The sequence below is a fragment of the Mesorhizobium silamurunense genome (assembly GCF_014843825.1).
Classification (GTDB): Bacteria; Pseudomonadota; Alphaproteobacteria; order Rhizobiales; family Rhizobiaceae; genus Mesorhizobium; species Mesorhizobium silamurunense.
The window spans coordinates 1-22,381 of the sequence record NZ_JHQR01000304.1 but is presented as its reverse complement, the minus strand read 5'-3'; the positions used below and the strand labels follow the sequence as shown (position 1 = coordinate 22,381).

Here is a 22,381-nt window from a genome sequence, read left to right as displayed (position 1 = left end):
CAAGCGCCCGCTCCAGCCGCCGCGCCGCCTCTGTCGTTGCCGGGCGCGCCATGCCGACGGGGCCGGCAAGCGCCACGCGCAATTCGTCGCGTGTTCTGAGATCGGACATCACGCGCGCCGCCACCTCGGGACGGGCGGACAGGAACGCTTCCACCTCGATGCGGCGAGCGACGTCGAGCTGATCGTCGACATAGGCGTCGAGATCGGCATCGGTGACGGGATCGACGACAGCGGTCATGATTCACCTCCCACGATCCTCAAGTGATTTTTGCCGCGCGCCGGAGCGCCCTCGTCCATCTCGCGCAGCGCCGCACGCGCGCGGCCGATGCGTGACATCAGGGTTCCAAGCGGCACGCCACTCACTTCGGCGGCCTGCTGATAGGAAAGCCCTTCGATGGCGACGAGATGCAGGGCGGAGCGCTGCTCTTCCGGCAGCGAGAGAAAAGCTTCGCGCACCTGCGAAAGGCGGACCGCGTGGTCCTGAGATGCCGCCACGCTTAGATCGGCGAGACGGCCGGCCTGCTCGATGCGCGCCGCTTCGGAACGGCGCGAGCGCATGCGGTCGATGAAGATGTTGTGCACGATCGCCAGAAGCCAGGCGCGCAGGTTGCCGCCCGAGCGAAAGGTGCCGCGCCGCTCGTAAGCGCGCACCAGCGCATCGTGGACCAAATCCTCGGCATCGGCGCTGTCGCGCGTCAGCGAGCGCGCGTAGCGCCGCAGCGACCCCAGCTGCCCGACGATATCGAAGCGTGCCATCGACCGTTTCATGCCCTGTTTACGGAGCATGTGGGGATTTTAATCCCGGCCTGCCGTTTCTTTTGCGCTCCGACGGACATTGCCTCGCAAAGGCGAGCGGGCATCCGGAGGAAACCGCTGGCGAAGCGCGGCCGATTTGCGTATCACTCCGCCGCGATTGGAGCCCTATCGATGTTCGAAACCCTGCAGCCTGCGCCCGCCGACAAAATCCTTGCCTTGATCGGCCTCTATCGCGCCGACACGCGCCCCGGCAAGGTCGATCTCGGCGTCGGTGTCTATAAGGACCGCGACGGCAGGACGCCGGTGATGCGCGCCGTGCGCGAGGCCGAGAAGCGGCTGCTCGCCAGCCAGGACACCAAGACTTATCTCGGCCTTGCCGGCGATATCGGCTTCAACGCCGCGATGATCAAGCTTGCCTTCGGCGAGAGGGCCGACCTTTCGCGCATCCGCGCCGCGCAAGCGCCGGGCGGATCGGGTGCGCTCAGGCTGGTGGCGGAGCTTCTGCAGCGCACGCGCGCCGGCGCGACGGTATGGCTGTCCAATCCGACCTGGCCCAACCATCTTCCGGTGATGCGTGCCGCCGGCTTACAAGTGCGCGACTATCCCTATTTCGACGCAGCCTCCGGCGCCGTCCGTTTCGACGACATGCTGACGGCGCTGAAGACCGCGAACAGCGGCGATGTCGTGCTGCTGCATGGCTGCTGCCATAACCCGACCGGCGCCAATCTGGATGCCGCGCAATGGGCCAAGGTCGCCGGCGTGCTGGTGGAGCGCGGTCTGTTGCCCTTCGTCGACATCGCCTATCAGGGTTTTGGCGAAGGCCTCGACGCCGACGCTGCCGGCTTGCGGCTGCTCGCCGACAAGGTGCCGGAGATGGTCGTCGCCTCGAGCTGCTCGAAGAATTTTGCCGTCTATCGCGACCGCGTCGGTGCCGCGATGATCATGGCCAACGATGGCGCGCAGGCGGATGTGGCGATGAGCCAGATGCTGGCCGCGGCGCGTGCCCTTTATTCGATGCCGCCGGACCATGGCGCGGCGGCGGTGCGCATGGTGCTTGAAGACGCCGACTTGAAGAAGGATTGGGAAACCGAGCTCGAGGAGATGCGGCTGCGCATGCTCAAGCTGCGCGTCGCCTTCGCGGAGGCGTTGCGCCGGCAGTCCAACTCCGACCGCTTCGATTTCGTTGCCAGCCATCGCGGCATGTTTTCCCGTCTTGGGCTGACGGAAGCGCAGGTCGAGCGCCTGCGCACCGAACATGCCGTCTACATGGTGGGCGACAGCCGCATCAACGTGGCCGGCCTGCCCGAGGACGGATTGGACGACCTTGCCAAGGCGATCGTCTCGGTTCTCGACTGAGAGCCGCGCAGCTGTGGACAATAGGCTTTTGCCCGCCGGCGGGATTGGTCGCCCGCCGCTGCACGCGCTAGGGTTTGTAGGATGAAACCCTCGAAAGACATTTCCCGGCTGATCGAGATCATGGCGGCGCTGCGAGCACCGAAGACCGGCTGTCCGTGGGACATCGAGCAGAATTTTACCACCATCGCGCCCTACACGATCGAGGAAGCCTATGAGGTGGCGGACGCGATCGCGCGCGGCGATCTCGACGATCTGCGCGAGGAACTGGGCGATCTGCTGCTGCAGGTCGTCTACCACGCGCAAATGGCCGAGGAAGCCGGCGAGTTCGCCTTCGGCGATGTCGTCGAAGGCATCACCACCAAGATGATCCGCCGCCATCCGCATGTCTTCGGTGACGAGAAGGCGCGCAGCGCCGGCATGGCCAAGGGCATGTGGGAGAAGATCAAGGCGGCGGAGAAGGCCGACAAGCGCAATGCCCGCATCGCGCGCGGCCTCGACCCGGAAGATCACGGCAAGGGCTATCTCGACAGCGTGCCGGTTGCGCTCCCTGCGCTCACCCGCGCGCTGAAGCTGCAGGAGAAGGCTGCCCGCGTCGGCTTCGACTGGAGCGAGGCGGCACCGATTCTCGACAAGATAGAGGAAGAGATCGGCGAATTGCGCGAGGCGCTCGCCAAGGGCGACGCTGCACCCATCAAGGACGAGTTCGGCGACATGCTGTTTGCCATCGTCAATCTCGGCCGCCACCTCAAGCTCGATTCCGAAGCCTCGCTCAGCGGCACCAACGAGAAATTCCGCTCGCGCTTCCACTATGTCGAGCAAGCGCTCGAGGCTTCCGGCCGTTCGCTGGAGAAGGCGACGCTGGATGAGATGGAAGCGCTCTGGCAGCAGGCCAAAAACGCAAAATAAGTGTTTGTTCTAAGCAATTCCGGACGGAAAACCGCTACACACTTTTCCTGGAATTGCTTCGTAGCTTAGCCGTGCTTCCTGCGGTGCAGCCGGCTCTCGATCTCCTGGCGGGCGCTGTGCGTCGCCGTCAGCGAGATGGTGACGCTGCCGTCTTCATTGTCGGTTCGCGAAACGACATCGCCGTTGCGATATAGCCAGTCGACCTGGCCGAGCTCTGCGGGCCTCAGCGTCACCGTCATGGTTTCCAGCTCGCCCGACACCCTGGTCTCGATAAGCGCCTTCAGCGCGTCGATCCCCTCGCCGGTCGCCGCCGATATCGCGATCGGCGGCGCGTTGCCACCGGCGCTCTCGGCAAGCAGGCGTTCGCGATTGCCTTCGTCGAGCAGGTCGATCTTGTTCCACACCTCAATCACGCGGCTGGTGTCAGCGGCATCGACGCCGAGATCGCCGAGGATGCGCTCGACATCCTCGGCCTGGGCGGCCGTGTCGGGATCGGAAATGTCGCGCAGATGCAGCACGAGGTCGGCCTCGACGACCTCTTCCAGCGTCGCCCGGAAGGCCGCGACTAGGTGCGTCGGCAGGTCCGAGATGAAGCCGACCGTGTCCGACAGGATGATCGGCGTGCCATGCGGCAGCCGCACCCGGCGCAATGTCGGATCGAGGGTGGCAAACAGCATATCCTCGGCCAGCACCCCCGCCCCGGTCATCCGGTTGAACAGCGTCGACTTTCCGGCATTGGTGTAGCCGACGATCGCCACAACCGGGAACGGCACCTTCTTGCGCTTGGCGCGGTGCAGGTCGCGGGTTCGCCGAACCGTTTCCAGCTCGTGCTTCAGCTTGGTGATCTTGTCCTGCAGGATGCGCCGGTCCGACTCGATCTGGGTTTCGCCGGGACCGCCTAGGAAGCCGGCGCCGCCGCGCTGCCGTTCGAGGTGGGTCCAGCTCCGCACCAGCCGACCCTTCTGGTAGTTGAGATGCGCCAGCTCGACCTGGAGGGTACCTTCCTTGGTCCTGGCGCGCTCGCCGAAGATCTCGAGGATCAGCCCGGTGCGATCGAGCACCTTGGCGTTCAGTTCCTTTTCGAGGTTGCGCTGCTGCACGGGCGTCAGCGGATGGTCGACGATAACCAGCTCCGCCTTGCGCTCCTTCACGATGTCGGCGAACTCCGCCACCTTGCCGCTGCCGAGCAGCGTTGCCGGACGCGGATCGGCGACCGTCACCACCGCAGTGTGGACCGGATTGAGATCGATGGCGCTGGCAAGCCCGACCGCCTCGTCGTGGCGGGCATCCGCCGAGCGGTTCAGGCGCGGGCGGCTCGAATCGTCGTCGCCGCGCGGCTGGCGCGTAAGCACCGGCACAATGACAACAGCCCGGGTCGGATCCTTGGATTCCGGCCCGAGTTGGTGTCCTTGTTTCCCGCGAACGCTACGGTCCGCGTCCTTCTCACGTGCCAATCAGGCGCCCTGGCTTTCCTCGCCATCGAACATCTGAACCGGCTGGCTCGGCATGATCGTGGAAATGGCGTGCTTATAGACGAGCTGGGAATGGCCGTCGCGCCGCAACAACACACAGAAATTGTCGAACGAAGTGACGACGCCGGTCAGCTTCACGCCGTTGATGAGGAAGATGGTAAGTGGATTTTTGCTCTTGCGAACTGAATTCAGGAACAGGTCCTGAAGGTTTTGCGATCGTTCCGCCATTGTTTTTGTCTTTCGCCGATCCCCTTCGGTCTGCGGGCCAATGCGCCAAATTACGCGGCACCTGTCAAGCGCGCAAACCCCCTCTTGCCGTCTAAACGACAAGCAGAACGAGATAGTTGAGGTTCATTCCACCTTTGCGGTTATCAGGCTGGACTTTTTTCCGCAATGTCAAAAAATGCCTGCCGCAACGAAAGTGTCATGGAGCCGGGGTTGCCATTCGCGATCGAAGCGCCGTCGATTTCGACCACAGGCATGGCTATCGTGGTCGCGGAACTGATGAAAGCTTCGCGCGCCGCCTTGGCCTCGGCAACCGAAAATCCGCGCTCCTCGATCTTCAAGCCGAGCTTGGCGGCGACATCGAACAAGGTCGTGCGCGTGATGCCGCGCAGAATGCCGTGCTCGGCCGGTCGCGTCACCAGCACGCCGTCCCTGGTGATGATCCATGCGTTGGACGAACCGCCTTCCTTGACCGTGCCGTCGGCATCGACGAACCAGGCCTCCTGGGCGCCGGCTTCCTTGGCCTTCTGCTTGGCGAGCACATTGGGCAAAAGGCCGGTGCTCTTGATGTCGACGCGGTCCCAGCGATTCTCCGGGACGGTGATGACCTTGATGCCGGTCTCAACCCGCTTGGCGGCCGCAGCGGGATCAGCCTTTCGGGCCGTTATCACCAGCGACGACTTGGTGTCGGCCGATGGGAAAAAGAATTCACGGCTGGCGACGCCGCGCGTCACCTGGACATAGACCAGGCCGTTGACGACATGGTTGCGGCGCACGACCTCGCGCATCAGCATCGGCAGGACGCCCTCCGAGACGGGCCAGGCGATCGACAATTCCTTCAGCGAGCGCTTGAGACGGGCCAGATGGCGCGGCATGTCGACGATAAAGCCGCGCGCCACCTCGCAGACCTCGTAGACGCCGTCGGCGAACTGGTAGCCGCGGTCCTCGATATGGACGCGGGCTTCGGCATGGGCGACGTAGCGCCCGTTGACATAGGCAATGCGCGGCATGGGTTACCTCAGGGAAATGTCCGGCTTTCTTAGGCGATTCCGCCGCTGCCGTAATGAACAATCGCGTGGGCCAACCGCTCGCTACACGCCCAGCGACTTCAGCTTGCGGTGCAAGGCGGAGCGCTCCATGCCGATGAACTCGGCCGTCTTCGAGATGTTGCCGCCGAAGCGGTTGATCTGGGCGATCAGATAGTCCTTCTCGAATTGCTCGCGCGCTTCGCGCAGCGGCAGCGCCATGATGTGCTGGTCGGACTGGTTCGGCGTGCGCGGCATGACGTCGCCGATCTCGGAGGGCAAAAGGTCGGCGGTAATGGGCGCATCGACGTCGCCGCCACGCGCCAGGATCATCAGCCGCTCGACATTGTTGCGCAGCTGGCGAACGTTGCCCGGCCAGTTGTGCGCCTGCAGCACGGCTAAAGCGTCGTCACCGATGCGGCGCGGCCTGATGCCGGCCTGGCGCGCGATCTGCTTCATGAAATTGTCGACCAGATAGGGAATATCCTCGCGCCGCTCGGCGAGACCCGGCACCATGACGGGGACCACCGCCAGGCGATGATAGAGATCCTCGCGGAAGCGGCCGTCGGCAATCATCGCCTCGAGGTTTTGCGCCGTCGAGGAGATGATGCGGACGTCGACCTTGACCCGCTTGGTGCCGCCTACCCGCTCGAACTGCTGCTCGACCAGCACGCGCAGGATCTTGTTCTGCGTCTCGCGCGGCATGTCAGCCACTTCATCGATGTAGAGGATGCCGCGATGCGCCTCCTCCAGCGCGCCGACCTTGCGCTCGGTGCCGTTCGATTCGGTGCCGAACAGCTCGATCTCCATGCGTTCCGGCGTGATGGTGGCGGCGCTCAGCGTCACGAACGGTCCCGCCTTGCGCGCCGACAGGGCGTGGATGGCGCGCGCCGTTAGTTCCTTGCCGGAGCCGGACGGGCCGATGATCATGATGCGGCTGTTGGTCGGCGCGACGCGCTCGATGGTCTGCCGCAACTGGCTCATGGCCGACGACATGCCGATCAGGTCGAAGGTCTCGCCGCTGCGCAGCTTGAGGTCGGAGACCTCGCGCCGCAGTTTGGACGTTTCCAACGCGCGCTCGGCGACCAGGATGAGACGGTCGGCCTTGAACGGCTTCTCGATGAAATCATAGGCGCCGCGCCGGATGGCCGACACCGCCGTTTCGATGTTGCCATGGCCGGAGATCATGACCACCGGCATGGTCGGATGCATCGTCTTGATCTCGTCGAGCAGCGCCAGACCGTCGAGGCGCGAGCCTTGCAGCCAGATATCGAGGAAAATCAGCCGCGGCGCGCGATCGGCAATCGCCGCCAGGGCGCTGTCGGCATCGTGCGCCGTGCGGGTTTCGTGACCTTCGTCGCTCAGGATACCGGCGACGAGTTCGCGGATGTCTTCCTCGTCATCGACGATGAGAATGTCAGACGCCATTACCGACCTTTTCAGTTTCTCGTTCGTGTTCGTTGCGGCCTTCGCCGCGTGGCGGTGCGGCAACGACCGCCGCCGGCGGCAGGATGATCGAGATCATCGCGCCCCGGCCGCCGTGGAAATCCGGCGGCGCGTCGTGCAGTTCGAGCCGGCCGCCATGGTCCTCCACGATCTTCTTGACGATAGCGAGGCCAAGGCCGGTGCCTTTTTCGCGCGTCGTCATATAGGGCTCGAGCAGCCGCTGCCGATTCTCGCGCGGCAGCCCTTTGCCGTTGTCGATTACGTCGATTCTTATGGCGCCATCTTGGCGCCCGGCTTGAATCCGGATTGTGCCGTCGGAACGGTCTTGCGCATCAAGTCCGTCGATGGCCTCGGCGGCGTTCTTGATGACGTTGCCGAAGGCTTGCGCCATCAGGCGGCTGTCGAACGTGCCCTTGAGCGGCTCGTTGCCGAAATCGCGCTGGAACGCAATGTCGGAACGGCTGACTTCCACCAGGAACGAGGCTTCGCGCAGCGATTCGCGCAGGTCTATCACCTTCATCTCCGGCTTCGGCATGCGAGCGAAGGCCGAGAATTCGTCGACCATGCGGCCAATATCCTCGACCTGGCGGATGATGGTGTCGGTGCACTGGTCGAAGACCTCGCGGTCCTCAGTGATGACCTTGCCGTAACGGCGCCTGATGCGCTCGGCCGATAGCTGGATCGGCGTCAGCGGATTCTTGATCTCGTGGGCAATGCGCCGCGCCACATCCGCCCAGGCCGAAGAGCGCTGTGCCTGCACGAGATCGGTGATGTCGTCGATAGTGACGACATAGGATTTTTCTTCCGAGCCGTCGTCGCCCGCCTCGACGGTGATCTGGACATTGAAAGTCCGTTCCATGCCGGCGCGGAAGAAAGTCACCTGCTCGCGATAGACCGGCTTGCCGGATTGGCGCCCGATCTCGAAGACGCGGCCGACATGCGGCAGGATGGCTGACAGGTTCTGTCCGAGCGCGGCACTTGCCGAGATTGCCAGCATGGTTTCGGCCGAGCGATTGGCGATGGTGATGATGCCATAGGGATCGACGCCGATGACGCCCGCGGTCACGCCGGCCAGCACCGCCTCCGAAAAGCGCCGCCGCTCGTCGATCAGGTCTTTGGCCGACAACAGCTCGTTGCGCTGCGATTTGAGCTCGAGGATCATGTTGTTGAAGGTTTCGCCAAGCGAGGCGACGTCGCCGTCGGACTGGCGCACGGGGACGGCAACGTCGAGATTGCCGGTCGCCACCTCGTCGGCCGCGCCGATCAGCTGGCGGATCGGCCGGACCAGCCGGTCGGCGACCGCAATGCCGGTCCAGATCGCCGAAAGGATGACAATAAGGGTCAGCGACAGATAGGGCAGAGCGAAAGCGACCTGCGAAGTGCGACGATTCTCCTCCAGCCCGCGATACTCGTCGGTGTTCGACCGAACGATCTGCCGCGCCTTGATAACGTCCGGGTCCACGAGCCGGATCGTGTAAAGGTAAAGACCTTCGATCTCGCGCAGCTTGACGATGGCGCCCATGATGTTGCGGGTGCGCGGCTCAATCAACACCGGCTTGCCGTCCGCTGCCGTGTTGACCGCGCCGGGAGGCGGCTCCGGCATTGCGAAGTCGGCGTCGGTCTTGGCGCTCATGACGAAGGAGCCGTCAGGCTTGATCAGCGCCGCATGCGCCAGTCCGCGGCCAACGGCCTCCTTGTTCATGAGATCGAGGAAGCCGGTCCGATCGAGCCCATAGAGCGTGCGCGAGGCATCGAGGTCGTAGGCCATCGACAGGGTCGTGCCCTGTAGGTTGCGGGCATTTTCCTGGACATAGGCATCGGCGATCGACAGCGACGAATTGACGATCGTCTTGGTACGAATCTCGAACCAGCGGTCGAGGCCGATATCGAGCGTGATCGAGGCGATGATCGCCACCATGATCGCCGGGATGGCGGCGACCAGCGCGAACATGGCGACGATGCGCACGTGCAGCCGCGAGGCCGCACGGCCGTGCTTGCGTGCCATGACGATGCGGCGGATCTCGCGGCTGACCAGGGCGATCAGGAACAGGACGAAGACGGCATTGAGCGCAATCAGCGCCCAAGTGGCGTTGGCATTCGGTGCAATCGGGGTCGCGCCGACAAGGATAGCGAACGAGATCGCAGCCGTGATCATCGCGCCGACGATCGCGACTACGCCGGGCAGCGCCAGCAGCCGGCGGCCGTCGCGAACGCCGGCCCGGCTAAAAAGCGGTTGGTTCGGTGTCGGAGTCTCAGCAGCCATATCGCCGTCTAGAGTCGGTCATTGCGTCGGATGTATGCAACGCATTGTGGCGATTATGCAACAAGTGTGGCCAGGACGGAAATCTTTCCCCGGCTCATTCACGCAAAAGGACCATACAGGCGATCCAATGCCGCCGAACGAGGCCCGGCGATGCGATCGCTCGCGTCACTTCCCCGGTTGCCCCCGTCGCAAGCTGCGGGGCGTCTGCCCGATCTCGCGGCGCATCCAATGCGCCATATGCGACTGATGCGCGAAGCCTGTCAGATAGGCCACCTCGCTGGTGCTGAGGTCGCTTCCCAGAATCAGGGAGCGGGCACGCTCAACCCGCCGTCTCAGCACATAGCGGTGAAGGGTCGTGCCGGTCGCCGCCTTGAACCATGTCCTGAGATGCGAGCTGCTGGCGTTGGCGATGCGGCTCAGCGTGTCGATCGTGAGCGGTTCGGAAAGATGGGCGTCGACATAGTCCAGGACGCGCTTGAGCTGCGCATCCGACAGCCGAACCGTTCGATCAGTCTCCAAATCGTCAAGACCAACCAGCCGCACCGCAAGCGCGATGCCGACACTTTCGGCGAACAGAGTCCCACCCGGCGAGCCTGCGTTTTGGTCGGTTTCAAGTGCCCGGACGAGGTATTCGATGCGTTCGTCCCGAAGCAGGTGCCGCGTGTCGAACCGGCGCGCCCTCACACTGCCCCCGATCTCCGACGCCACACCGTCGAGCATGGCGGGCGGCAGGCGAACCTCCCTCGTCTCAAATGAGGTTTCGGCCTCGAACCCGCCCTCCTGTCCCGCGGGTACGAAATCAATGTCACCGGCGCGCCGTAAGAAATATCGCCCGGCGTCATTGCAATAGGAGCGCGTCGCTGCGCTGGCATGGACCATGATGCGGTGATGATCCGTTCGCGGCAGCCGGTGGGTGCCTGCTTCGATATGCCGGGAAGCGATCGATATGCCAGCCGAGGCCCGGGCCGGAGCGAACTGCGGATACATGCGAAACGAGCCTCAAAATCGTAGCAGAACCTGCCCAACATTTGGCGGTTCCTGCGCGATTTTCAATGCCGATGCCCTTTAGACCTGCGCCTCGTTTGCCAACGCAAAGAGGTTCATATGAGTTACTATGTTGTCGTCGGAGCAGGCCCGGTCGGGCGCGAAACGGCTCGCCTGCTCGGGGAGCAAGGGCATGACGTCGTCCTCACAAGCAGGAGCGTCGGCGAGATCGATTTGCCCGGCGTCCGCGCGATGCAGGCGGACGCCACCGATGCCGCCGAACTTTCGCGCATCAGCCGGGGCGCGGATGCCATTTTCATGTGTGCCATGGCGCCTTACCACCGGTGGCCGACCGACTTCTTTCCAATCGTCGACGGCACAGTCCGCGCGGCGGAAGCCGTTAATGCGAAGATCATCCTGCTCGGAAACCTCTACGGCTATGGCGAGAACGCCGACGGTCCCCTTCATTCAGACCTGCCTCTCGACCCGACATCGAGGAAGGGCACTGTCCGGACGATAATGTGGCAGCGTGTGTTTCGCGCCAACGTGCCGGCCATCGAGGTGCGTTCCAGCGACTATCTGGGATATGGCGCGGTCACCTACTTCTCGCTTCTCGCGCTGCCGTCAGTCGTTGAAGGAAAGCCTGTCGCTTTCTTGGGAGACCTCGACGCCGATCATGCCTGGGCCTTCATCAAGGACGTCGCCCGAACGCTCGTCGCGTCAGCCTTCTACGCGGGCGAATGGGGACGTGCCTTCCATGTCCCGTCGCAATATGCCTCGCCCCGCGATCTTATCCGCAGAACCGCGGCGATGCTCGGAAGGGAGGTTGCGCCAATGCGCTGCTATTCCGTCGCCGAGATGGAAGCCCTGGGCATGCATGAGCTCGTGGAAATGCAATATCTCTTCGATCGCCCGCTGCTGGTCGATTCTTCCGACACCGAGCATCTCCTCGGCGTGAAGGCCAGCAGCATTGACGTAATGATCGCGGATACCCTCAGAGACTATCTCTGAACCAATTATATCGAGTGGGAATGAAGCGTTCCGCCCGTCGACCGGCGGGCGGAACAAACGAGACGGGCCGGCGAAGCACCTGGCCGGCATCGAAGGCCTAGATCTGTCTTGAGGACTTGTAGACGTTGACGCCGAGCTCACGGATCTTCTTGCGCAGCGTGTTGCGGTTCAGGCCCAGAAGCTCGGCCGCCTTGATCTGGTTGCCGCGCGTCGCGGTCATCGAGGCCAGCACCAGCGGATATTCGACCTCTGCGAGGATGCGCTGGTAGAGTCCGGAGGGCGGCAGGTCGCCGGCAAAAGACGCAAAATAGCGCTGCAGGAAATGCTCGACCGCCTGGCCGATCGACAGATCGTCGGGCATCAGCGCGCCGCCGTCCGGCACAACAGGCCTTTCGCCGGTCTTGAGCTCTGCATCGATGATCTCGGCCGAAATCTCGTCCTGCGAATAGAGCGCAGCCAGCCTGCGCACCAGATTTTCCAGCTCGCGCACATTGCCGGGCCAGGGATAGCGCTTCATCAGCTCGATGCCACCCGCGGAAATGCGCTTAGTCTGCAGGCCTTCGCTGGCGCCCTGCTTGAAGAAGTGCCTGACCAGGTCCGGAACGTCCTCGGAGCGCTCGCGCAGCGCCGGGAGCCTCAGCGGCACGACATTCAAGCGGTAGAACAGGTCCTCGCGGAACAGACCCTGGTTGATCAGCGTCCTCAGATCCTTGTTGGTGGCGGCAACGATGCGCACGTCGGTCTTGATCGGCGTGCGGCCGCCGACGGTCGTGTATTCGCCCTGCTGCAGCACGCGCAGCAGGCGCGTTTGCGCCTCCATCGGCATGTCGCCGATCTCGTCGAGGAACAGCGTGCCGCCTTCGGCCTGCTCGAAGCGGCCGGTGGAGCGGTTCTGGGCGCCGGTGAAAGCGCCCTTCTCATGGCCGAACAGCTCCGATTCGATCAGGTCGCGCGGGATCGCCGCCATGTTGATGGCCACGAACGGGCCGCCGCGGCGGCGGCCATATTCGTGCAGCGCGCGCGCCACCAGTTCCTTGCCGGTGCCGGATTCGCCGCTGATCATCACCGTCAGGTCGGTCTGCATCATGCGCGCCAGCATGCGGTAGATGTCCTGCATGGCGGCCGACCGGCCGACCAGCGGCATCGTCTCCGGCTGCTCGTCGGCGCGCGAATCGAGCTTCGGCCGCTTCGGCTCGGCCAGCGCCCGGTTGACGATGTTGAGCAACTCGGTGAGGTCGAACGGCTTCGGCAGATATTCGTAGGCGCCAGTCTCGGAAGCGCGGATGGCGGTCATGAAGGTGTTCTGCGCGCTCATGACGATGACCGGCAGTTCCGGCCGGGCTTTCTTGATGCGCGGCAGCATGTCGAAGGCGTTCTCGTCCGGCATCACCACGTCGGTGATGACGAGATCGCCCTCGCCCGCCGCCACCCAGCGCCACAGCGTCGAGGCGTTCGAAGTCACGCGTACTTCGTGGCCGACGCGCGACAGCGCCTGATTCAGCACCGTGCGGATGGCCGCATCGTCGTCGGCGACGAGAATATTGCCGCGAGCGGTCATTTGCGGTCTCCTTCAGTTTCATCGCCGGCGCCGGGCGCAGTCTCCTTCCAGGCTGGCATCAGGACGCGGAACGTGGTTCCGCGCGGCGTCGAGTCGCATTCGATGATGCCGCCGTGCTCGCCGACGATCTTGGCGACCAGCGCCAGCCCAAGGCCCGAGCCGTTCGGCTTGGTGGTGATGAACGGATCGAACAGGATCGGCAGGATGTCCTCGGAAACGCCGGGGCCGTTGTCATGCACGCAGAATTCGAGCGGCAGCGAAACGCGGTCCTGCGTTCCCGGCACGGAAACGCGGATGCCCGGCCGAAAGGCGGTCGAGAGCGCGATCTCGCCCTGCGGGTCGGCGCCGATCGCCTCAGCGGCATTCTTGACCAGATTGAGGAACACCTGGATCAGCTGGTCACGGTTGGCAAAGACCGGAGGAAGCGATGGATCATACTCCTCCAAGATCTTGATTTTTTTCGCAAAGCCGTTCTTTGCGATCGCCTTCACATGGTCGAGCACGACGTGGATGTTGACGGGAAAGCGCTCGATCGGCCGTTCGTCGGAAAACACTTCCATGCGGTCGACGAGCGAGACGATGCGGTCGGTCTCGTCGGTGATCAGGCGGGTGAGCGCCCGGTCCTCGTCGGAAGCCGACAGCTCGAGCAGTTGCGCGGCGCCGCGAATGCCGGAGAGCGGGTTCTTGATCTCGTGCGCCAGCATGGCGGCGAGGCCGGTGACCGAGCGGGCAGCACCGCGATGCGTCATCTGGCGGTCGATCTTGTCGGCCATCGATCGTTCCTGGAACATCACCACGACCGAGCCCGGAAACTCGGGCACCGGCGCGACATAGAGGTCGACCATCTTCTCGATGCCGAGGCGCGGCGAGGAGATATCGACGCGATATTCGTTGACCGGCGCGCGGCGCTCGCGCACTTGATCGACCAGCGTCAGCAGCGGACTGCCGAACGGCACCAGCTTGGAGAGCGTGTTGCGGGCCAGCATGGTGGCGCTGGAGCGGAAGAAATCTTCGGCATCCGCATTGGCGAAAGTGATGAAGCCGTCGGGATCGACCATGATCACCGGGCGGCGGATGGTGTTCAGCACAATGTTGGCAGCGTCCGCCACGCCGTCGGCTGCTTGGGGGAGGCTCGCCGTCATGCCGCGCTCCGCAATTCAGACGATGTTACGCCGTCGCAGAACGCGCTACGCAGTCCAGCGATGACCTTAGCTGCTTCGAACGAAGTGAGAATTTGCTTGCGCTGCCCGGTGGAAATACCGGTCGCGTGACGGTCGAGATACCAGCCGAGATGCTTGCGCGCCTGGCGCAGACCGCTTTCGGTGCCGTAGAGCGAGAGCATGTCTTCGTAGTGGCCGACGACGTAGTCGGCGAGAGCTTGCGACGTTTGGGGAATGTCGTGCGCCGACGTACCGGCCGCCGCGATGCTGCCGGCAATCCATGGCGCGCCGTAATGGGCACGTCCGATCATCACCGCGTCGGCGCCGGACTGATCGAGAATGGTCGTCGCTTCTTCCGGCGACCCGACGTCGCCATTGGCCACCACGGGAATAGAGACCGCTTGCTTGACGCGCGCAATGGCGCGCCAGTCGGCCTTGCCCTGGTAGAACTGGCAGCGCGTGCGGCCATGCACAGTCACCATGCGCACGCCGGCCTGCTCGGCGCGGCGCGCGAGCATCGGCGCGTTGAGCGCGCTTTCGTCCCAGCCGAGCCGCATTTTTACCGTCACCGGCACCGCGACCGCGCCGACCACGGCTTCGATCAGCGAGAGCGCATGGTCGAGATCGCGCATCAGCGCCGAACCGGCATAGCCGCCCGTCACCTTCTTCGCCGGGCAGCCCATGTTGATGTCGATGATGTCGGCGCCTTCGCCTGCTGCGATTCGGGCGCCTTCGGCCATATGCGCCGCCTCGCGGCCGGCAAGCTGCACCATATGGACAGGCAGCCCTGAATGGCGGATGCGCAGGTCGCAGCCCGCCCTGCCCCTGGCCAGTTCGCCGCTCGCCACCATTTCCGATACGACCAGCCCGGCGCCGTGCGCATGGGCGCGTTGCCGGAACGGTTGGTCGGTGATGCCAGACATCGGCGCAAGGAACACGCGGTTGCGAATCCTCACGCCGCCGATATCGAGCGGTGAAGCCAATATGGTCAGTTCAGCCATGCACAAAAACCAAGCATGTTCGATTGCTGCACATTCTCTAGCCAGATGCAAGCCGTTGTGCAACGCGCAATGACGTCACATTAAGGCGCATTTTGGAAAATGCTGGCCTTCCCTTCGAGCCGCGACTAAGCCTCTCGCCATGACTGACGCAAGTGCAAATCGGGCTTCGGATGCGGGCGGCAAGGTCGGCGTGGTCATCGTCGCCGCCGGGCGCGGCGCGCGCGCCGGACAGGCCGACGGGCCGAAGCAGTATCAGCGCATCGGCGGCCGAGCGGTCATCGCGCATACGCTGGAAAAGTTCCTCTCGCACCCGAATGTCGGACCGGTGGTCGTGGCGATCCATGCCGACGACCGCGAACTTTTCGACCGTGCCGCCGGAGCCGATGCCGAGCGTGTCCTCGCCGTCACCGGCGGTCCGTCCCGCCAGGCTTCCGTCCGCCTCGGGCTATTGGCGCTCAGGGAGCTGGCGCCGACGAAGGTACTTGTGCATGACGCGGTGCGCCCATTCGTCGATGCCGGGCTCATCGACCGCACCATCGAAGCCATCGGCGAGCGCCAGGGCGCGCTGCCTGCGCTTCCCGTGGCCGACACGCTCAAACGGGAATCCGCAACGGGCATGATCGAGGAGACGGTGTCGAGGGCCGGTCTGCACACCGCACAGACGCCGCAAGGCTTCCCGTTCTGGCCGCTGCTTGCCGCGCATGAGAAGGCGCATCATTTGGGCAAGACCGATTTCACCGACGATGCAGCCATCGCCGAATGGGCGCATATTCCGGTCAAGATCGTCACCGGCTCGCCGGATAACGTCAAACTCACTTGGGCAAGGGATATTGCGATGGCCGACCAGCGGCTTTCCTGCGCGTTGCCGCGCTTTCCGGACATCCGCACCGGCAACGGCTACGATGTGCACGCTTTCGAGCCCGGCGACCACGTCACGCTGTGCGGCGTCGCCATCCCATATGATCGGAAACTTTCCGGCCATTCGGACGCCGATGTCGGCCTCCATGCCCTCACCGATGCGCTGCTCGCCACCTGCGGCGCGGGCGACATCGGCACGCATTTTCCGCCATCGGACCCACAGTGGAAGGGTGTCGCCTCGAAGATATTCGTCGAGCATGCGGCGAAGCTGGTACGCGAGCGCGGCGGGCGCATTGCCAATGCCGATATCACGCTGATCTGCGAGGCGCCGCGCGTCGGGCCGCATCGCGAGGCGATGACTACGGCGCTTGCGGCGATGCTCAGCATTGCGCCGGAGCGCATTTCGATCAAGGCGACGACCAACGAAAAGCTCGGCTTTGTCGGGCGCGGCGAAGGCATAGCGGCGATCGCCACCGCCAGCGTCGCCTATCCGGGAGACGTGCCGGCATGAGCAACGCCGAACTCGCCGTCGCCCTGCTCCAGGCCTGCCAGCAACGCGGCGTCATGCTGGCGACCGCCGAAAGCTGCACCGGCGGCATGATCATTGCAGCGCTCACCGACATTGCCGGCTCTTCCGCCGTGGTCGACCGCGGATTCATCACCTATTCCTACGAAGCCAAGATGGAGATGCTCGGCGTCTCCGCCGCGACATTGGAGGCGCATGGCGCGGTCTCGCGTGAGACGGTGCTCGAGATGGCGGCGGGCGCGCTGGCGCATTCGCGCGCCGGCCTCTCGCTTGCCGTCACCGGCATTGCCGGTCCAAGCGGCGGCTCGCCGGAAAAGCCGGTGGGCCTGGTCTGGTTCGGGCTTGCGCTCGCCGGCCGGCCGGTCATCGCCGAGCGCCAGCTGTTCGGTCATAAGGGCCGCGAATTCATTCGCCACGAGACGGTGCGGTACGCGTTGCAACTAGGGCTGCGCGCGCTTGGCGAAGACTAGAGCGGTTTTGCACCGTAGATCACGTCGGCGCGCTTCTCGAACGCCTCCGCGAACATGCGGAAGGCATGGTCGAACATCGTGCCCATCAGCGCGCCGAGGATGCGGCTCTTGAACTCGTAGTCGATGAAGAAGTGGACCTCGCAGCCACCTTCGGCCGGGTCGAAACGCCAGATATTGCTCAGATATTTGAACGGACCGTCGATGTATTTGACGTCGATGGCGTTCTCGTCGGGCTTGAGCAGCACCTGGGTCGTAAAAGTCTCGCGGATTGCCTTGTAGCCGATGCTCATGTCGGCGACGAGGATGGTGCGGCCGTCGCGCTCCTTGCGCGAGCGCACTGTCAGCGCCTCGCAGAGCGGCAGGAATTGCGGGTAGGCCTCGATATCCGCCACCAGCGCGAACATCTTTTCCGGCGTATGGGCGACGCGGCGGGTGGCTTCGAATTTCGGCATCGTCGAAAAGGTCAGCCGGCTTTCTTGAGTTGCGCCTCGCGCGCCGCACGAAGCCTGGCGAAGTCCTCGCCGGCGTGATGCGAGGAGCGCGTCAGCGGGCTCGACGCCATCAGCAGGAAGCCCTTGGTCTTGCCGATCGTCTCGTAGGACTTGAACTCGTCCGGCGTGATGAAGCGGATCACCGGGTGGTGCTTCTTCGATGGCTGCAGATACTGGCCGATGGTCATGAAGTCGACATTGGCCGAACGCAGATCGTCCATCAATTGAAGGATCTCGTTCCGTTCCTCGCCGAGGCCGACCATGATGCCGGACTTGGTGAAGATCGACGGGTCGAGCTCCTTGACCCGCTGCAGCAGCCGGATCGAATGGAAGTAGCGGGCGCCTGGACGCACCGTCAGATAGTTCGACGGCACGGTTTCCAGATTGTGGTTGAAGACATCGGGCTTGGCCGCCACGACGATCTCCAGCGCGCCGTCCTTGCGCAGGAAATCGGGCGTCAGGATCTCGATGGTCGTCGAAGGCGCGGTCGCGCGGATGGCATGGATGACGTCGGCGAAATGCTGCGCGCCGCCATCGGCAAGATCGTCGCGGTCGACCGAGGTGATGACGACGTGGCTGAGGCCCATCTGCTTGACGGCGTGGGCAACGCGCGCCGGCTCGTCGGGGTCGAGCGCGGTCGGGATGCCGGTGGCGACATTGCAGAAGGCACAGGCGCGCGTGCAGATCTCGCCCATGATCATGAAGGTGGCGTGCTTCTTGTCCCAGCATTCGCCGATGTTCGGGCAGCCGGCCTCTTCGCACACCGTCACCAGCTTGTGCGACTTCACGATCTCGCGCGTCTCGGCATAGCCCTTCGAAACCGGCGCCTTGACGCGGATCCAGTCCGGCTTGCGCAGCACTTCCTGGTCCGGCCTGTGCGCCTTTTCGGGATGCCGCGGGCGCGGCGCGTTGGCGATCGTGTCGAGAACAGTGACCATTTCAAACCCTTCGCGGCCGCTGGCATCGCGGCCGCTTGTCTGCGTCATCTAGGACTTTTCGGAGCAAAGAAAAAGGCCGCGCCGGCGCATGCCGCCACGGCCATTTTCGCATAGCGGAGTTCGCTGGAGTTCAGCGGCGCACCAGCCGCCCAGCAAAGATCAGCAGGCAGGCGCCGATGAAGCCGGTGATCAGATAGGCGAACCAGCCGACGCCGAAGGCCTCGATGTTGAGGGCGCGCAGGATTGCGTTCAACACCACCGCGCCGGCGATGCCCAGGATGATGTTCATAAAGATACTGGTGTTGCTCTTCATGACCATCTCGGCAAGCCATCCGGCCAAGCCGCCGATGATGATGGCTGCAATCCAGCCCACGCCATTCACGTCCATATGCCAACTCCTCCTCGATCAGGTGAAAATGCATCCGGATACGAACTGCCTTGCCGTCAGAGTCCTCCGGCCGTCGTGTCTGAGTCTCGCCCACCCAATCTATCATGCGTTCAAAGCCCGGCCATAGGCGTCGAGCACGCTTTCCTTCATCATCTCCGACAGCGTCGGATGCGGGAAGATCGTGTGCATCAGCTCTTCCTCGGTGGTCTCGAGATTCATCGCGACGACGAAGCCCTGGATGAGCTCGGTCACCTCTGCGCCGATCATATGCGCGCCGAGAAGCTGCCCGGTCTTCTTGTCGAAGATGGTCTTGATGAAGCCCTGGTCCTCGCCGAGCGCGATGGCCTTGCCGTTGGCGCCGAACTGGAAGCGGCCGATGTGGATGTCCTTGCCTTCGGCCTTGGCCTTGGCTTCGGTCAGGCCGACCGAGGCGACCTGCGGGCTGCAATAGGTGCAGCCGGGGATCTTCAGCTTGTCGGTGGCGTGGACGCCGGGCAAATTGGCGATCTTCTCGACGCAGACCACGCCCTCGTGTTCGGCCTTGTGGGCAAGCATGGGCGGTCCGGCGACGTCGCCGATGGCGTACACGCCAGGCACATTGGTCTTGCCGTAGCCGTCGACGACGATGCAGCCTCGATCCGTCTTCACGCCGAGCGCCTCGAGGCCGAGGCCCTCGATATTGCCCTGCACGCCGACGGCCGAGATCATCCGGTCGGCGGTGATCTTCTCGACCTTGCCGTCTTTCATCTCGACATGGGCGGTGATCGAGTTGGCGCCCTTCTCAACCTTGGTCACCTTGGCCTCGAGCAGGATCTTCATGCCCTGCTTCTCGAACTGTTTCTGCGCGAATTTCGAGACTTCGGCGTCCTCGACCGGCATCACCGCCGGCAGCAATTCGACGACCGTCACATCGGCGCCCATGGTGCGATAGAAGGACGCGAATTCGATGCCGATGGCGCCCGAGCCCATCACCAGCAGCGACTTCGGCATTTCCTTCGGCACCATCGCCTCGAAATAGGTCCAGATCAGCTTGCCGTCCGGCTCGATGCCGGGCAGCGCCCGCGGCCTGGCGCCGGTCGCCAGGATGATGTGCTTGGCGGTATAGGTGCCCTCACCCTTGACGCCTTTCGGCACCGGCGGCTGCGGCTCCATCGGCTTCTTGGCGGTCTTGGAGACCACGATCTCGCCCGGCTTGGAAAGCTTTGCCTCACCCCAGATGACGTCGACCTTGTTCTTCTTCATCAGGAAGGCGACGCCGCCGTTCAGCCTGAGCGACACCTTGCGCGAACGGTCGACGACGGCGGTCGTGTCAGGGCTGACCTTGCCGTCGAGCTTCAGGCCGTAATCCTTCAGGTGGTCCGAATAGTGCATGATCTCGGCCGAGCGCAGCAGCGCCTTGGTCGGGATGCAGCCCCAGTTCAGGCAGATGCCGCCGAGATGCTCGCGCTCGACGATCGCCGTCTTGAAGCCGAGCTGCGCTGAGCGCACCGCCGTGACATATCCGCCGGGGCCGGAGCCGATGATGATGACGTCGTAGTTCTCAGCCACGGGTTTTCTCCCTGATTTTTCTGGGGGTTAGAGTGAGAGCATCACACGCACGAGGGGGGCCAGCGCCTGGCCGATCCGCCGCGTGTTTTCCGCATCGAGATGGACGCCGTCGAGCGGCGTGGTCGTCGCCACGGTGCCGGCATCGAAGAAGCCGCAGCCGGCCTCGTCGGCAAGCGCGGAATATTGCAGCGCCAGCCGCTTCGAGGCGTCGTCGCCGCCGGCGAACATTTCCTTGAATTCGGCATTGTCGGTGCGCGTCACGGCGGGTGGCGCGACGATAAGGATCTGCGGCGCCGGCCAGTCGAACGGATAGTCGTGGCCGCGCACGATATCGACCAGGCGCTGTATGCCTTGCTTGGCAGCAACCGGATTGCCATGGATCCACGGCTTCATGTCGTTGGCCCCGAGCATGAAGATGATCAGGTCGAGCGGGGCGTGTGTCGTGAGGATTGTCGGCAGAAGCCTGGCGCCGTTGCGGTCGGCTCCGGCGAGGTGATCGTCAAAGGCGGTGGTGCGGCCGTTCAGCCCCTCGGCGATGACCTCGATGCCGTCACCGAGCGCCGCTTTGAGCACGCTCGGCCAGCGGTCCTCGAGCGCATGGCGGCCGAGGCTGGCGGCGTCGTAACCCCAGGTCAGCGAGTCGCCATAGCAGAGAATTGTCTTCATACGGTCGCCCCGCCCCTGCCGAATCCTGCCGACGAGCGCTTTAGCCGCCAGCGCACGAACAGCCATTGCACGATGATCGCCACGACGCCGGGCAGGATCAGCCCGGCAACGATCGAAAGGTCGCTCGCGGTCGCCCGGTTCTCGGGCGGCACCGAAAACGTCCAGCCGGCGAGCGCGATCAGGAGGATCCCGAAAATCGCGAGCAGCCACCACAACATCCGGTCGACTGCGGCAACCGGCTCGGCGCGGAACTGGACCAGGAAGAAGGCGATCGTCACGACGATGATGATCATCACCGTCGCCGCGAAGACCAGAATGTATTCCTCGGTCGCGCCGGTAAGCACGGCCAGTTCTTCAACGACCAGTCCGCCGGCCAGACCGGAAAGGATGAAGGCGAAAAGGCTGGTGAAGAATTTCCGCACCGCCTTTTTCCTTCCTACACCAGCATGCCCATCGGATTTTCGATGATGCGCTTGAAGGCGCCGAGCAGTTCCGCGCCAAGCGCGCCGTCGACGGCGCGGTGATCGGTGGACAGCGTGACCGACATCATGGTTGCGATCTTGATCTCGCCTTTCTTCACCACCGCACGCTCCTCGCCCGCGCCAACCGCAAGGATCGTCGCATGCGGTGGGTTGATCACGGCGGCAAAGTCCTTCACGCCGAACATGCCGAGATTGGAGACGGCCGTGGTGCCGCCCTGATATTCCTCGGGCTTCAGCTTCCGGCTGCGGGCGCGGCTGGCGAGGTCCTTCATCTCGTTGGAGATGGTGGACAGCGTCTTTTCGTCGGCGCGGCGGATGATCGGCGTGATCAGGCCGCCGGGGATCGAGACGGCAACGCCGACATCGGCATGCTTGTGCTTGACCATGGCATTGTCGGTCCAGGAGGCGTTGGCGTCCGGCACCGCCATCAGCGCCATCGCCATCGCCTTGATCACCATGTCGTTGACCGAGAGCTTATAGGCGGGAACCTCGCCCTTCTCGGTCTTCTTCATTGGCGCTGCCGCATTGAGCTGCGTGCGCAGCGCCAGCAGCGCGTCGAGCTCGCAGTCGAGCGTCAGGTAGAAATGCGGAATGGTGCTCTTGGCTTCGACCAGGCGACGCGCGATGGTCTTGCGCATATTGTCGTGCGGGACGAGCTCGTAAGAGCCTTCGGCGAACAGTTTCAGCACCTGGTCGTCCGACATCGGCTTCGCGGCCGGAGCCTGCGCGCCAGCAGGGGCCTTGGCAGCAGGTGCCGCCTTGGCGCCGCCGGAAGCGATCGCCGCCTCGACATCGGCCTTGACCACGCGGCCATGCGGACCGGAACCGCTAAGCGCCGCCACGTCGACGCC

At 64.1% G+C, this 22,381-nt stretch carries 23 protein-coding genes; 5 read left to right on the top strand and 18 right to left on the bottom strand.

Annotation, left to right across the window (positions count from 1 at the left end; translation table 11 throughout):
- Both DH10_RS30385 and DH10_RS30380 read right to left on the bottom strand, forming a co-directional pair.
- A partial coding sequence (locus DH10_RS30385; RefSeq protein ID WP_425515390.1) for an anti-sigma factor family protein occupies positions 1 to 238 on the bottom strand: 238 nt, incomplete at its 3' end.
- On the bottom strand, positions 235 to 768 hold the full coding sequence (locus DH10_RS30380) for a sigma-70 family RNA polymerase sigma factor (RefSeq protein WP_376774826.1): 534 nt from the start codon (positions 766 to 768) through the stop codon (positions 235 to 237). The genes DH10_RS30385 and DH10_RS30380, both read right to left, overlap by 4 nt.
- Positions 769 to 927: 159 nt before the next feature.
- Between DH10_RS30380 and DH10_RS30375 the strand changes: the two genes are divergently transcribed.
- Both DH10_RS30375 and mazG read left to right on the top strand, forming a co-directional pair.
- Complete coding sequence (locus DH10_RS30375; RefSeq protein WP_192245011.1) at positions 928 to 2,112, top strand: amino acid aminotransferase; 1,185 nt, start codon at positions 928 to 930, stop codon at positions 2,110 to 2,112.
- A gap of 81 nt (positions 2,113 to 2,193) precedes the next feature.
- Positions 2,194 to 3,018 carry a nucleoside triphosphate pyrophosphohydrolase gene (gene mazG, locus DH10_RS30370; protein WP_192245009.1) on the top strand — a complete coding sequence of 275 codons (825 nt, stop codon included), beginning with the start codon at positions 2,194 to 2,196 and terminating at the stop codon, positions 3,016 to 3,018.
- A 65-nt stretch (positions 3,019 to 3,083) separates the two neighbouring features.
- Here the strand turns inward: mazG and hflX are convergent, their stop codons facing one another.
- The 6 genes from hflX to DH10_RS30340 all read right to left on the bottom strand — a co-directional run bounded on the left by hflX (position 3,084) and on the right by DH10_RS30340 (position 10,436).
- On the bottom strand, positions 3,084 to 4,472 hold the full coding sequence (gene hflX, locus DH10_RS30365; protein ID WP_192245007.1) for a GTPase HflX: 1,389 nt from the start codon (positions 4,470 to 4,472) through the stop codon (positions 3,084 to 3,086).
- Complete coding sequence (gene hfq, locus DH10_RS30360; protein WP_006202172.1) at positions 4,473 to 4,718, bottom strand: RNA chaperone Hfq; 246 nt, start codon at positions 4,716 to 4,718, stop codon at positions 4,473 to 4,475.
- Positions 4,719 to 4,861: 143 nt separating this feature from the next.
- The gene (locus DH10_RS30355) at positions 4,862 to 5,725 is read right to left on the bottom strand and encodes a D-amino-acid transaminase (RefSeq protein ID WP_192245005.1); all 864 of its coding nucleotides are present in this window, start codon (positions 5,723 to 5,725) and stop codon (positions 4,862 to 4,864) included.
- 81 nt (positions 5,726 to 5,806) lie between these two features.
- Positions 5,807 to 7,168, bottom strand: coding sequence for a nitrogen assimilation response regulator NtrX (ntrX, locus tag DH10_RS30350; protein WP_192245003.1), 1,362 nt, complete (start codon positions 7,166 to 7,168; stop codon positions 5,807 to 5,809).
- Positions 7,158 to 9,449 (bottom strand): sensor histidine kinase NtrY-like, encoded by a 2,292-nt coding sequence (locus DH10_RS30345; RefSeq protein ID WP_192385669.1) that lies wholly within the window; start codon positions 9,447 to 9,449, stop codon positions 7,158 to 7,160. The genes ntrX and DH10_RS30345 overlap by 11 nt, the downstream gene beginning before the upstream one ends.
- Before the next feature lie 165 nt (positions 9,450 to 9,614).
- Positions 9,615 to 10,436, bottom strand: coding sequence for an AraC family transcriptional regulator (locus DH10_RS30340; RefSeq protein WP_192244998.1), 822 nt, complete (start codon positions 10,434 to 10,436; stop codon positions 9,615 to 9,617).
- Between the two features lie 117 nt (positions 10,437 to 10,553).
- Here DH10_RS30340 and DH10_RS30335 point away from each other — a divergent pair, with 117 nt between their 5' ends.
- Positions 10,554 to 11,444 (top strand): NAD-dependent epimerase/dehydratase family protein, encoded by an 891-nt coding sequence (locus DH10_RS30335; RefSeq protein ID WP_192244996.1) that lies wholly within the window; start codon positions 10,554 to 10,556, stop codon positions 11,442 to 11,444.
- Positions 11,445 to 11,541: 97 nt separating this feature from the next.
- On the opposite strand, the gene ntrC is transcribed toward DH10_RS30335, so the two are convergent.
- From ntrC to dusB, 3 genes are read right to left on the bottom strand one after another with little or no spacing between them, the layout of a single operon-like run.
- Positions 11,542 to 13,002, bottom strand: coding sequence for a nitrogen regulation protein NR(I) (gene ntrC / locus DH10_RS30330; protein ID WP_192244994.1), 1,461 nt, complete (start codon positions 13,000 to 13,002; stop codon positions 11,542 to 11,544).
- The gene (locus tag DH10_RS30325) at positions 12,999 to 14,144 is read right to left on the bottom strand and encodes a two-component system sensor histidine kinase NtrB (protein ID WP_192244992.1); all 1,146 of its coding nucleotides are present in this window, start codon (positions 14,142 to 14,144) and stop codon (positions 12,999 to 13,001) included. Before DH10_RS30325 ends, ntrC begins: the two co-directional genes overlap by 4 nt.
- Entirely contained in the window at positions 14,141 to 15,163 is a 1,023-nt protein-coding gene (gene dusB / locus DH10_RS30320; protein WP_192244989.1) for a tRNA dihydrouridine synthase DusB, read from the bottom strand. Before dusB ends, DH10_RS30325 begins: the two co-directional genes overlap by 4 nt.
- Positions 15,164 to 15,302: 139 nt before the next feature.
- On the opposite strand from dusB, the gene DH10_RS30315 reads away from it, so the two are divergent.
- Complete coding sequence (locus tag DH10_RS30315) at positions 15,303 to 16,532, top strand: bifunctional 2-C-methyl-D-erythritol 4-phosphate cytidylyltransferase/2-C-methyl-D-erythritol 2,4-cyclodiphosphate synthase (protein ID WP_192244987.1); 1,230 nt, start codon at positions 15,303 to 15,305, stop codon at positions 16,530 to 16,532.
- Entirely contained in the window at positions 16,529 to 17,017 is a 489-nt protein-coding gene (locus tag DH10_RS30310; protein WP_192244985.1) for a CinA family protein, read from the top strand. Before DH10_RS30315 ends, DH10_RS30310 begins: the two co-directional genes overlap by 4 nt.
- Here the strand turns inward: DH10_RS30310 and DH10_RS30305 are convergent.
- The 7 genes from DH10_RS30305 to DH10_RS30275 all read right to left on the bottom strand — a co-directional run.
- Positions 17,014 to 17,469 carry a type II toxin-antitoxin system RatA family toxin gene (locus tag DH10_RS30305; RefSeq protein ID WP_192244983.1) on the bottom strand — a complete coding sequence of 152 codons (456 nt, stop codon included), beginning with the start codon at positions 17,467 to 17,469 and terminating at the stop codon, positions 17,014 to 17,016. The two genes, DH10_RS30310 and DH10_RS30305, sit on opposite strands and share 4 nt — an antisense overlap.
- Before the next feature lie 11 nt (positions 17,470 to 17,480).
- Complete coding sequence (gene lipA / locus DH10_RS30300; protein WP_192245287.1) at positions 17,481 to 18,446, bottom strand: lipoyl synthase; 966 nt, start codon at positions 18,444 to 18,446, stop codon at positions 17,481 to 17,483.
- Positions 18,447 to 18,576: 130 nt separating this feature from the next.
- Positions 18,577 to 18,834: a GlsB/YeaQ/YmgE family stress response membrane protein gene (locus DH10_RS30295; RefSeq protein ID WP_192244981.1), complete on the bottom strand. Its 258-nt coding sequence runs from the start codon at positions 18,832 to 18,834 to the stop codon at positions 18,577 to 18,579.
- A gap of 102 nt (positions 18,835 to 18,936) precedes the next feature.
- Complete coding sequence (lpdA, locus tag DH10_RS30290) at positions 18,937 to 20,382, bottom strand: dihydrolipoyl dehydrogenase (RefSeq protein ID WP_192244979.1); 1,446 nt, start codon at positions 20,380 to 20,382, stop codon at positions 18,937 to 18,939.
- A 27-nt stretch (positions 20,383 to 20,409) separates the two neighbouring features.
- Positions 20,410 to 21,048: an SGNH/GDSL hydrolase family protein gene (locus DH10_RS30285; protein WP_192244977.1), complete on the bottom strand. Its 639-nt coding sequence runs from the start codon at positions 21,046 to 21,048 to the stop codon at positions 20,410 to 20,412.
- Positions 21,045 to 21,470 (bottom strand): hypothetical protein, encoded by a 426-nt coding sequence (locus tag DH10_RS30280; RefSeq protein WP_192244975.1) that lies wholly within the window; start codon positions 21,468 to 21,470, stop codon positions 21,045 to 21,047. The genes DH10_RS30285 and DH10_RS30280 overlap by 4 nt, the downstream gene beginning before the upstream one ends.
- A gap of 14 nt (positions 21,471 to 21,484) precedes the next feature.
- On the bottom strand, positions 21,485 to 22,381 hold an 897-nt coding region (locus tag DH10_RS30275), incomplete at its 5' end, for a 2-oxo acid dehydrogenase subunit E2 (RefSeq protein ID WP_192385668.1).